The sequence below is a fragment of the Flavobacterium sp. FPG59 genome, from assembly GCF_002150205.1.
Taxonomy (GTDB): Bacteria; Bacteroidota; Bacteroidia; order Flavobacteriales; family Flavobacteriaceae; genus Flavobacterium.
Genome location: NZ_MTCA01000097.1, coordinates 1 through 10,868 on the forward strand (window position 1 = coordinate 1; position 10,868 = coordinate 10,868).

Sequence of the window (10,868 nt, forward strand, 5' to 3'; positions counted from 1 at the left end):
TTCGATCCAAGAATCTACAGCCTCCATCAATTCAAGAATTTTAGGTACCCAAGCAGCATCATTATTCAATCCACCTAAAGCAGAACCTTGAATAACTGGACAGTTGTCTCCATCGTACTCATAGAAAGACAATAAGTCTCTAATTTCCATTTCAACTAACTCTAATAACTCAGCATCATCAACCATATCCACTTTGTTCATGAAAACTACCATTCTAGGAATACCTACTTGGCGACCTAAAAGGATGTGCTCACGTGTTTGTGGCATTGGCCCATCAGTTGCAGCTACAACAAGAATAGCTCCATCCATTTGAGCAGCTCCTGTAACCATGTTCTTCACGTAATCCGCGTGACCTGGACAGTCAACGTGTGCATAGTGACGATTAGCAGTTTCGTACTCAACGTGCGATGTATTAATTGTAATACCTCTTTCTTTTTCTTCAGGAGCATTATCAATTTGATCAAATGATTTTGCTTGACAGTAACCAGCATCAGATAATACTTTTGTGATTGCTGCTGTTAAAGTAGTTTTACCGTGATCTACGTGTCCGATCGTACCAATATTTAAGTGTGGTTTCGAACGGTTAAAGGTTTCTTTTGCCATTTTACTTAATTTTAATCTTGTTATATATTAATTTTTATTTCCTACTTACTTGAGCCAACTACGGGAATTGAACCCGTGACCTCTTCCTTACCAAGGAAGCACTCTACCTCTGAGCTAAGTCGGCAGAACCTCTTATCAAAGAGCTCGAATTACAATTTTTAAATTTTTCAATTCAAAAAAAACACAATTCAAGTTTTCTAGTGGGGAGAGCAGGATTCGAACCTGCGAAGTTCACACAGCAGATTTACAGTCTGCCCTCGTTGGCCGCTTGAGTATCTCCCCAACTTTTTTTATTTTATACCTCAATAATTTGAGCCGGCGGAGGGACTCGAACCCACGACCTGCTGATTACAAATCAGCTGCTCTAGCCAACTGAGCTACGCTGGCAAATCAATAAAAAAAGTCCGCTATTTCTAACGGACTGCAAATGTATAGATTTTATCTCTCAATCAAAACATTTTTTGAAAAAAATTTATATTAAATATGAGAACTAATCTTTTCTTTTCTCTTGAGCAACATTCGCTCTAGAGATTCTGAAGATAACTCTATCGCTTCTTCAAAGGTTTTACACTGCTTTTTGACCAGAAATTCATCACCAGGAACAATTATTTTTACTTCGGCAATTTTATTTTCCTTTTCGCTAGTTTTTTCTACTTTCAAAAAAACATCCGACGACACCACCTTGTCATAGTACTTTTCTAACTTATCCAATCTTTCTTGAATAAAATCAACTAGCTTCTTGTCAACTGTAAAGTTAACTGCATGTACACTTACCTTCATGATCTTCTTTATTTAATGGTTCAAATTTTATTTTTACTTTCTCGAGGATGAGCCTTTGCATATACGTTTTTCAACTCAGCTAAACTGTTATGGGTATAAACTTGCGTAGAAGCTAAACTCGAGTGACCAAGCAACTCTTTTACTGAGTTTAAATCAGCTCCGTTATTTAATAAATGTGTAGCGAAAGTATGTCTTAGAATATGCGGACTCTTTTTTACCTTCTCTGATATGTTACTAAAGTACGAATTTATTAATCGATACACAAAAGAATCACTTAATTTATCTCCTTTTTTAGCTAGAAAAAAACACTCTTCATCATTAATCGTAACTAGCGTCCTTCTTTCTTCTTGATAACGAGATATTTGATCTTTAAGCATAGGCAACAATGGAACTATTCGCTCTTTATTTCGCTTTCCTAATACTTTTATAGTGTTGTTTGATAAATTTACATCTGAATTTTTTAAATGTATTAACTCCGTCCGGCGAATACCGGTAGCATAAAACAACTCTACAATTAGAGCATTTCTTATTTGCTCAAAACCTTCAGCATGCTGGGTTCCAAACAAAAGATTTTGCATTTCATTTTCCGAAAAAGGTATTTGTACTTTTTTAGCCGTTTTGAGAGCTTTATGTTTTAGCAAAGGACTTGTCTCAATTTGCTTTATCTTCATTAAAAATTTAAAGTAGGCTTTAAGGGAAGCTACTTTACGATTGACAGAACTATTCGAAACCGACTTATCCACTAGTGAGACTATCCAGTTTCTTATTTGAACATAATGAACATGATCTATAGTTTCTTGGTCAAATTCTTTTTTCATGTATTCCGAAAATGCATCCACATCCACACAATAAGCCATAATGGTGTGTGCTGAATATTTTTTCTCCAAGGTGAGATAATCTCGAAATGCATCTTTATTAGTAGCCATAAAAAAAACCGTTAGCATCAAAGTTATTAAATTTTGATGACTAACGGTTTTATTTTTCCGTAAAATAGATTAACTCTCTAAGTTATCTCTCATATTTTGGATATAAGCCGCTTTTTGAATTTTGATTCTATTCGTTACTGAAGGCTTAATAAAAGCAGTACGCGCTCTTAATTGACGAACAGTTCCTGTTTTATCAAATTTTCTTTTGTAACGTTTTAACGCTCTATCGATATTTTCTCCGTCTTTAATTGGTATAATTAACATAATATAGACACCCCCTTTCTTTAGGCTGCAAAAGTAGACATTATTTTTACTTTATCGCTATTTATTGTTATTTATTTTGGGTGTGCCGGTAAAGAAGTATTTCTTATCTATTGAAATACCATCTTTTTGCCGTCAGGCTATGCGCTACAATCTTTATTTGCTGCTACGCATCCATAAAGGATTTCCACTTCTATCCTTCACACAAAAAAAGAGCCTTGAAACACAAGACTCTTACTAATATTTATAACTCGTACCTTATACATAAGGGAACTAAACTATTTTACAGCTGGTTCATAATTTTGATTATCAATAATCATTTTTCCTAAAATTTCTTTTAAGATTTCAGATGTACCTCCACCAATAGGCCCTAAACGACTATCTCTAAACAAGCGTGCTAAAGGATACTCCTCCATATAACCGTAGCCTCCTAGCATTTGCAAACAACTGTAAATAGTCTCATCAGCTACTTTTGTCGATTTTAATTTTGCCATTGTTGCTTCTTTAACCACATACTCACCTTTATCAAGACGGGCTACTGCAGCATAATTGAAAATTTTACAATGCTCAACCTCCGTTGCATGTTCAACAAGCGTATGTCTTAATGCTTGGAACTTACTGATTTTTTTACCAAAAGCCTCACGTTGAGACATATATTCAATAGTATAATCAATAGCATATTCACCTCTAGCATGCGCATTGATTGCCATAATTAAACGCTCTAAAGCAAAATGCTGCATGATGTACGGAAATCCTTTACCCTCTTCACCCATTAAATTTTCAGCAGGAATTTCTACATTATCAAAAGCAATCTCTGCTGTATCCGATGCTCTCCAGCCTAGTTTATCAAGTTTTGAAGCTGATATTCCTTTCAAACCCGTATCCATCAAAAAAATACTAATTCCCTTGTTACCAAGTTCTGGGTTTGTTTTGGCAGCCACAATGTAATAATCTGCATATATACCATTAGTAATAAATGTTTTTGAACCATTGATTACATATTTGTCCCCTTTTTTAACGGCGTTAGTGCGCATTCCCGCAACATCACTACCTCCAAAAGGTTCCGAGATACACAAAGCACCTATTTTTTTTCCAGCGATACTCGGGACCAAGTAATCTTGTTTTATCCTTTCATCACCTTCGGCATTTAAGTGTGTCATAGCCAAATAAGCATTAGCCCACATGGCCGCAGCAAAACCTGATGATTTTATTTTTTGTAATTCCTCAAGGAAAATAACCGTGTAAAATAAGTCTAAACCAAGACCGCCATATGCCTCTGGGTAAGCTATACCAAAATAACCCATTTCCCCGAATTTCTCCCAAATAAAGCGCTCTATTGTTCCTGTTTTTTCCCATTTCTCAATGTGCGGAACTACTTCTTTTTGTAAAAAACCTTTTAAACTTTCTCTAAATGCCTGGTGCTCCTCTGTGAAGTAAATTGAATTCATATGTTTTTTTTCTTTTTTAACAAATTTTAGATTGGTAGAAACTAGATATAAAGTCAGTTTCTGGATAAGTACTAAAAAACAAAATTAGAAAGAACAATAAAAATACGTTTGTTCAAATTATAACAAAAAAACGTACTTTTTTATTCTAGTTTTTTGATAGTTCTATTTAAAGTCCAAATATAAGGCAATTATTTTTGCTTTATCAACAGGAAATCCCTTAATTTTTGTTAAATCCTCAATATTTTTTATGTTTCCATTCATACTTCTGTATGTTACAATTTCTTTAGCAAGTGCATATCTAAAGTAATGAAACGCGCTAAGCTCTTTTAAAGACGCATTATTAATGTCAACTTTCTTAGTATTAGGAAGTACTCCAACTTTAAAATGAATGTTTAATTTCTCTATAACTTCTGGAGACAGCCCCCATATCTCATCCATTTGCTCCATTGAGACAAACCCTCCAAGAGTTTCTTTTTGTTTCAAAATTCGGGAAGAAATAGCATCTCCTATTCCGTAGACCTTCATCAAAGCTTCTTTATCAGCTTGATTGATATCTAATACTAATACCTTTTCTTTTTTGGCAAAAGTCTGATACTCCTGATTTTTATATTCTTTATAAGTAGTGGTGCTTTTTTTATACCCAACCCAATTAGGAAACTTAAACAAAGGAGATATAGTTTCAAGTAATGAATCTGAAATTTGTGTAACACGCTGGAATTCCTCTGGAGAATTTACAAATTTATTCTGCTTTCTAAAAGCAAGTAACCTGTCTATTTCTTGTGTAGACATCCCTAATTTATAGCCTTTGTAATCTGAAATGAAATTGGGATTAAATGCATATTGTTGCTTTGGTATATTTTCATTAACATTCTTCTCATAATCCAAAGTTGACTGCAACGCAATCCACTGTAACTCCTGCGGCGACTGTTTAATGGCAGTACTAAAATCAAAACAATAATAGCATATTTGTAAAAAAATAATGATAGTAAATAACACTATAATTCCAAGACGTTGTTCTTTATTGAACTTTAAAAAGGATTCAAAAGATTTGAAGTTCATAATTTGATTGAAATCATTAAAAGTTAAATGAATATAAAAATAAAAAAAATATAGAATCTATCCTTAAACAACATGCGTATTTAGAACAAAAATATAAGAGTAATTATAATAAATCGATAAAAAAGAGCTGAAAAAGGATATTAAACTATTTTTTATGAGTTAAAAATCAATTATTGTTTTTATTTTTTATAAAAAACAATACATTTGGAGCTTAATAACTTAAAACATTAAACAACCATGTCAATTTGGAGAGTTAAACCAGTATCAGCTTTTGAAGCTGATATGAAAAAAAGTCAATTAAAAAGAGTTTTAGGAAAGTGGAGTCTTACTGCAATTGGTATTGGAGCAATTATCGGAGGAGGAATATTTGTTCTTACAGGTACTGGAGCCTATAATCATGCTGGTCCAGCACTAGCGCTTTCATTTGTAATTGCAGGTATTGCCTGTGTATTTGCAGCATTATGTTATTCAGAATTTGCTTCTATTTTACCTGTTGAAGGATCTGCTTACGCTTATGCATATGGAACTATTGGAGAAATATTTGCTTGGATAATCGGTTGGGGATTAATATTAGAATACGCAATGGGATCTATGACGGTCGCCGTTTCGTGGTCAGGATATTTTAATAAAATGCTCAAAATGTTTGGAGTTCAACTCCCGGAATGGCTAACTGCAGATCCAGCTAGTTACACTGGTGAAGGTTTTTCTATGAACTTACCTGCATTTTTAATTGTACTTTTAGTAATTTCATTACTAATTAAAGGAACTGAAAAGGCAGCTAGTGCCAATAACTTTATTGTAATTTTAAAAGTATCTGCAGTAATTTTTGTTATTATTGCTGGAGCATTTTTTATAGATGTAGACAACTGGACACCATTTATCCCTGAAGTACAAACCATTATTGTTGACGAAAAACCGCATCAAGCGTATGGAATTAATGGAGTTATTTCTGGAGCAGCGGCTATTTTCTTTGCTTATGTAGGTTTTGATGCTGTTTCTACCCAAGCAGGTGAAGCAATCAACCCTAAGAAAGATGTGCCATTTGCAATTATTGCATCGTTATTAGTATGTACTATTCTATATATATTGGTTTCTTTAGTTTTAACTGGTATGATTAGCTACCAAGATTTCAATCCACTAGGAAAATATCCTGAAGCGATAAAAGCTCCTGTTGCTTACGCATTTGATATTGCTGGTCAAGCTTGGGCTGGTTACATTATTACCATTGCTGCTACTGTAGGTTTAATATCAGTATTAATGGTAATGATCATGGGACAATCTCGTATATTTTTAGGAATGTCAAAAGATGGATTAATCCCACCTGTATTCTCAAAAATCAATCCATTATCTGGAACTCCTAAAACAAACTTGATGATTTTAGGTGGATTTATTGCCACTGTTGCTGCCTTTACACCTATTAGTAAACTAGCAGAAATGACAAGTTTTGGTACTTTATTTGCCTTTACAATGGTATGTATTGCAGTATGGATGCTTAGAGTTAAACAACCAGAATTAGTTCGTACATTTAAGGTTCCTGCTTTACCAGTAATTGCTATTTGTGGAATTGCAATCAACACTTGGTTGATGATTAATTTAAGTATTCAAGCTCAATTATTTTCACTAGGATGGTTAGCAATTGGAATTCTGATTTATTTCCTTTACGGAAAACGAAATTCGAAATTGAACAATGACATACAAGAATAAAAACAAGAAAGGCTCCTTTTAACTAAGGAGCCTTTTTTTATAGATCAAAAACAGAAGTACGCTTAGCACGAATAAGATCTTTTAACTTCATCCAAAATGCAAGCGTAAGATAGACCGCAAACCACAACCCTACTGTTACAAAGGATAAGTATATAAAGAACAGACGAACACTACTAGCCCGCATCCCTAAAGTGTCTGCTAACCTAGAAGACACATGAAACCCGTGTTTCTCGAAAAAAAATTTTAGTTTTAAAATTGCTGACATAATACTTGAGTATAGAAATACAAAATTACAATTATTATCACATGTACTTATACATAATTATTTGTTTTTAAGTAAATCAATGCCAATACTACATTGTAAACACTTACTTTGATTACAATACTCATTTTTTAATTGCAAAAGAGTTTGTGTGTCAAAAGCATTTTTTGATTTGATCCCAAATGAACTAAACTTATCAATAATTGAATTCTTTTCGGGTGTGATTTCTTTGAGAAGGTTAATAAAATCTTCGGAAACCTCTTTACCTAAACTTTTAAAATAGGTAAACTGCAGAGGTATTATAGTATTAATTACAATCAAATCAATAAATGATTTAGAGAGTGCTTTTCTCTTTTTAGGACTCGCTTTATCAAACTGGTAATGTGTACACCAATATTCTGAAGAAGTGATTTGAAATAAACTATAACAATTTTGCAGAGACTTTAGAGTACTAATTTTCGAAAATAAATTTTGTTGTAAATGAAACAAATTACATAATTGAGACAGTCTTATGGTAGGAAAATTATCAGGGCGATGTTTAAAAAACTGAACTGGCTCTATAATTTCTTTTTCAATTTGGTATTTATGAAGTAAATAAAAATACCTGAACTTTAAATCCTTAAAGTAATTGTCTTCTTTTTCTGTATCTAATAATCCAGCGGTACCAAAAAGTAAAGCTTCTAGATTTTCAACTTCAAAACTTTCTTTTCTTATGGTAGCAAATGGAATAGATTGTGCTATCTTTAAAAAAGTATCACCATTAGTGTTTAGCCCAAAATTTTTGGCTAGAAGACAAAACAAAACCGCTTCCCAATCTTGATTAGTTTGCTTCAGCATTTCAAAAATAGTTTTGGATTTACGTTCTAAACGTTCAAAAAACAACCGTTCTTGCCAATTATTTAGAACAAAATCATCAACTTGATTGATTTGCTTCTCACAAAAAATCCATGATTTAGGAGCAACCAGAGATTGATAGTTGCTAAGAATAGAAGAATCAACAACATTTTTTAGCTCCAATACTGGAATTTCGGTGTTATTTTTCCTAAAAATTTCGGTGTCATGTTCCCAAACAACATGCAAAATAACACTGTCATAGGCATCATCTTTTTCATGATGATGTACATACCAATCTGAAGATTTTATATGTATTTCAACATTTCCCGCCCATTTTTGACCCTCAATCATTATCTGAGCGTTAAAAAAATCTGGTCCAGAAAGTTCAAGATATTGTCCTGAGTGGATAATATTCAAAGAATCACCTTGTTGCGTTTTTAAATCGAGGACGTTGAATTTCTTAAACTTCCAAATATAATGAAGAAAATCTTCTTTCATACTTTTTATATTTCACATTACACTAAAGTAATGAAAATATTCTACTTACAAGTATAAAAATAACAGCTACAAAACTGGAGTAAAACTTTTATTTCATCAAATACAATTGCGCACAAGCACGAGCATCGGACAGCGCTTCATGGTGATTAAGCTCTATATTCATTTCGCGACAACAATCACTTAGTTTTGTAGGCTTCAATCCTTTGCTTCGGTATATTTTGACCGTACATTCCCATCGATCTGCGATATTTAAATCCGAATAATCCAAGTAATTATTCGCCATGGACTTAGCCAAAACATTCCGATCAAAACTCTCGTTATGTGCTACAATTACACGATTACAAAGCCTTTTGTGAATTTCAGGATATATTTCAGCAAAAGTCTTTGCGTACTCTGTATCGTATGGATGAATTCCATGCACTTGAATTGTGTATGGGGAATAATAATTATTAGGTGGCTGTATCAAGGTAACAAATTCATCAACAATAATACCGTTTTCAACAGTTACAATACCTACAGAACAAGGGTGATAACCAATTGCTGTTTCAAAATCTATTGCAGTAAAAGTCACTATAATTCTCTATTAAGGTTACATTTACAAAAATACATCAAAAATAAGTTCCTTAAACTCAAAAACCCTTTTAACCTGTTCATAAAACGACTGCATCAAAACAAAAAAGCCTACATTGTAAAAACAAAGTAGGCCTCAAATTCTATTATAAGCTATCTATTTAATAGAACCAATAATATCATACTTGGTAATAATATGGTGATTGCCATTAGCAAGTTCAACTAAGACAGCTTCGTTTTCTTTAGTAAATAATTTAGAAACCTCTTCAATAGGAGTTCCATGCTTCACTACGGGAAAAGGTTTGCCCATCACCTCTTTTATTGGTTTATCAGCTACATTTTTATCTGCAACATAACTTTGAAACAAATCACTTTCGTCAACAGAGCCTACAAAACCAGTAATATCAATTACCGGAATTTGAGAAATCTTGTATTTACGCATGCGCTCAATAGCATGAGAAACTAGCTCTTCGGTACGAACAACAATAAGTGGCTTATCAATATGATCCTTTATTACATCCTCTGCTTTAGTTACTTCTTCTTCTAAAAATCCACGTTCACGCATCCATTCATCATTATACATTTTCCCTACGTAACGGCTTCCTGAATCATGAAAAAGTACCACTACCACATCCTCTGGCTTAAAATGCTCTTTCAATTGCAACAATCCTTTGATAGCAGCACCTGCCGAGTTCCCAACAAATATCCCTTCCTCAAGTGCAATTTTTCGAGTGTAAACTGCAGCATCTTTATCTGTAACTTTTGTGAACCCATCAATAAGAGAAAAATCGACGTTTTTAGGAAGAATATCTTCCCCAATACCTTCGGTGATATAGGAATAAATTTCATTTTCATCAAAAATTCCCGTTTCATGATACTTTTTAAATACAGAACCATAAGTGTCAATTCCCCAGATTTTGATGTTTGGATTTTGTTCTTTTAAATACTTAGCAGTTCCGGATATCGTTCCACCAGTACCTACACCAACTACAAAATGAGTAATTTTACCATTTGTTTGTTCCCAAATTTCAGGACCCGTTTGCTCATAATGCGCAATTGCATTAGATGGATTATCGTATTGATTTACGTACCATGAATTAGGTGTTTCCTCAGCTAGTCGTTTTGAAACCGAGTAATATGATCTTGGATCAGTTGGTTCCACATCAGTAGGACATACAACAACTTTTGCCCCTACAGCACGTAGAATATCCATTTTTTCTTTTGATTGCTTGTCCGAAATAACACAAATCAATTTGTATCCTTTGATGATTGCTACTAGTGCAAGTCCCATTCCTGTATTACCAGATGTACCTTCAATAATGGTTCCTCCGGGTTGCAATCTACCATCAGCCTCGGCATCTTCAATCATTTTTACTGCCATTCTATCCTTTACAGAATTTCCTGGATTAAACGTTTCTACTTTTGCTAGAACGAGTGCCTCCACCTCGGCAGTAACTTTGTTTAGTTTTACTAACGGGGTATTACCAATGGTACCTAATATATTTTCTGCGTAATGCATAAAAAAGTGTATTTAAATTTAAGATTTGTTACAAAAACGAATGCAAAGATAGTGTTTTGTTAGAAATTATTCTTGCTCAAGACAGATTGCGTTCGTGATAGAAGCGGCATCCTTTTCTTGCTTTCTTTAAGCAAGAAAAGATAGAGCGCATAGCACGGAAAAACGCCCTAAAAATATTAATTAAAAAAATTCCAAATTAAACCAAAGCGAATAGTGAAATCACGGGATGGGTTGTTTGGCGAAGAATAAAAATTGTTTCCTGTAAAACTAGAATTAAAATGTTCTGCTTTTAAGTATATCCTAGTTCTTTGAATTTTTGCATTTATAAAAAAATCTAAATTTGGGTGATTCCCAATTTGTTTCTCGTTTTGAACAAAAAACTCGCCAATTAACGGGTTGTATTC

At 33.4% G+C, this 10,868-nt stretch carries 12 protein-coding genes and 3 tRNA genes; 1 reads left to right on the forward strand and 14 read right to left on the reverse strand.

Annotated features, from left to right (window positions below):
* The 9 genes from FPG59_RS09775 to FPG59_RS09815 all read right to left on the reverse strand — a co-directional run.
* The coding region (locus tag FPG59_RS09775) for a GTP-binding protein (protein ID WP_140344623.1) at positions 1–603 on the reverse strand (603 nt) is incomplete at its 3' end.
* Positions 604–655: 52 nt separating this feature from the next.
* Positions 656–727, reverse strand: a tRNA-Thr gene (locus FPG59_RS09780).
* 77 nt (positions 728–804) lie between these two features.
* Positions 805–885: transfer RNA gene (locus FPG59_RS09785), tRNA-Tyr, on the reverse strand.
* Between the two features lie 31 nt (positions 886–916).
* Positions 917–990: transfer RNA gene (locus FPG59_RS09790), tRNA-Thr, on the reverse strand.
* A gap of 90 nt (positions 991–1,080) precedes the next feature.
* Positions 1,081–1,383, reverse strand: a complete 303-nt coding sequence (gene raiA / locus FPG59_RS09795; protein WP_086454427.1) for a ribosome-associated translation inhibitor RaiA — start codon at positions 1,381–1,383, stop codon at positions 1,081–1,083.
* A gap of 20 nt (positions 1,384–1,403) precedes the next feature.
* Entirely contained in the window at positions 1,404–2,309 is a 906-nt protein-coding gene (locus tag FPG59_RS09800) for a tyrosine-type recombinase/integrase (RefSeq protein ID WP_086454428.1), read from the reverse strand.
* Between the two features lie 69 nt (positions 2,310–2,378).
* Positions 2,379–2,573 carry a 30S ribosomal protein S21 gene (gene rpsU / locus FPG59_RS09805; protein WP_035670421.1) on the reverse strand — a complete coding sequence of 65 codons (195 nt, stop codon included), beginning with the start codon at positions 2,571–2,573 and terminating at the stop codon, positions 2,379–2,381.
* Positions 2,574–2,848: 275 nt separating this feature from the next.
* The gene (locus tag FPG59_RS09810; protein WP_086454429.1) at positions 2,849–4,018 is read right to left on the reverse strand and encodes an acyl-CoA dehydrogenase family protein; all 1,170 of its coding nucleotides are present in this window, start codon (positions 4,016–4,018) and stop codon (positions 2,849–2,851) included.
* A gap of 162 nt (positions 4,019–4,180) precedes the next feature.
* On the reverse strand, positions 4,181–5,077 hold the full coding sequence (locus FPG59_RS09815) for a helix-hairpin-helix domain-containing protein (protein WP_086454430.1): 897 nt from the start codon (positions 5,075–5,077) through the stop codon (positions 4,181–4,183).
* 237 nt (positions 5,078–5,314) lie between these two features.
* Here FPG59_RS09815 and FPG59_RS09820 point away from each other — a divergent pair, with 237 nt between their 5' ends.
* Positions 5,315–6,781, forward strand: a complete 1,467-nt coding sequence (locus tag FPG59_RS09820; protein WP_086454431.1) for an APC family permease — start codon at positions 5,315–5,317, stop codon at positions 6,779–6,781.
* A gap of 37 nt (positions 6,782–6,818) precedes the next feature.
* Here FPG59_RS09820 and FPG59_RS16955 read toward each other — a convergent pair whose 3' ends face one another.
* The 5 genes from FPG59_RS16955 to FPG59_RS09845 form a co-directional block, all read right to left on the reverse strand.
* On the reverse strand, positions 6,819–7,046 hold the full coding sequence (locus FPG59_RS16955) for a PspC family transcriptional regulator (RefSeq protein WP_086454432.1): 228 nt from the start codon (positions 7,044–7,046) through the stop codon (positions 6,819–6,821).
* 57 nt (positions 7,047–7,103) lie between these two features.
* Positions 7,104–8,375 carry a DUF2851 family protein gene (locus FPG59_RS09830; RefSeq protein ID WP_086454433.1) on the reverse strand — a complete coding sequence of 424 codons (1,272 nt, stop codon included), beginning with the start codon at positions 8,373–8,375 and terminating at the stop codon, positions 7,104–7,106.
* Positions 8,376–8,463: 88 nt separating this feature from the next.
* Positions 8,464–8,946: a 3'-5' exonuclease gene (locus tag FPG59_RS09835; protein WP_086454434.1), complete on the reverse strand. Its 483-nt coding sequence runs from the start codon at positions 8,944–8,946 to the stop codon at positions 8,464–8,466.
* Positions 8,947–9,102: 156 nt separating this feature from the next.
* Positions 9,103–10,464, reverse strand: coding sequence for a pyridoxal-phosphate dependent enzyme (locus FPG59_RS09840; protein WP_086454435.1), 1,362 nt, complete (start codon positions 10,462–10,464; stop codon positions 9,103–9,105).
* Between the two features lie 176 nt (positions 10,465–10,640).
* Positions 10,641–10,868 (reverse strand): putative porin (locus tag FPG59_RS09845; RefSeq protein ID WP_217875866.1); only part of this gene is annotated, 228 nt, incomplete at its 5' end.